1 protein-coding gene is annotated in these 668 nt (G+C 46.4%); it reads right to left on the bottom strand.

The features are described from left to right. A partial coding sequence (locus A3761_RS04490) for an acetyl-CoA hydrolase/transferase C-terminal domain-containing protein (RefSeq protein WP_304439582.1) occupies positions 1 to 668 on the bottom strand: 668 nt, incomplete at both ends.

Here is a 668-nt window from a genome sequence, read left to right as displayed (position 1 = left end):
ATAGTTTTCTTTGTATTCTGCTGGTAATGTAAAGCTCTCGCGAACCTTACCTTTCGACTTCATATCTTCTAGTAATTCTTGCTGGAAGCGAGAATCAGCAACCTTAATCAACTCAATCGCGATTTGCTCGTCGGTCTTGCCGCGCAAGTCGGCAATACCGTATTCCGTCACAATGATGTCTCTAAGGTGCCTTGGAATCGTGATATGGCCATAGTGTGGTGTAATGTTTGACTGCAGGTCTTTACCACTACCGCGTGTACTTCTAACGCACAATATTGATCTCGCATCAGGCAATGCATGAGCCATCGATACGAAGTTATATTGGCCACCTACACCACTCACAACCGTGCCATTTTCAAGGCCATCTGATACAACCGCACCACTTAGCGTCACCATCATGCCGGTGTTTATAAAACGAGCGTGCTTGCGCTGCGCAGATAGGAGCGGATGATTGTAGTCAAGCTGGTTGATATGACCGACACTCGACATACAGATCTTTTCATTTTCCTCTCGACTCATGTCGCGCAAAGCTTGATAAAAGTCTTGAGGCCCTAGATAGAAGCCACCATGCATATAGATACCACCCTTGAGGTTATCACCCAGGCATAGTTCACACACGGAGGCAAAGTTGGCTTGCTCTAACAAGTTAACCGAAAGTGTCGTTTCGC

This window comes from Oleiphilus sp. HI0123, from assembly GCF_001635315.1.
This window is presented reverse-complemented; position numbering and strand designations above follow the sequence as displayed.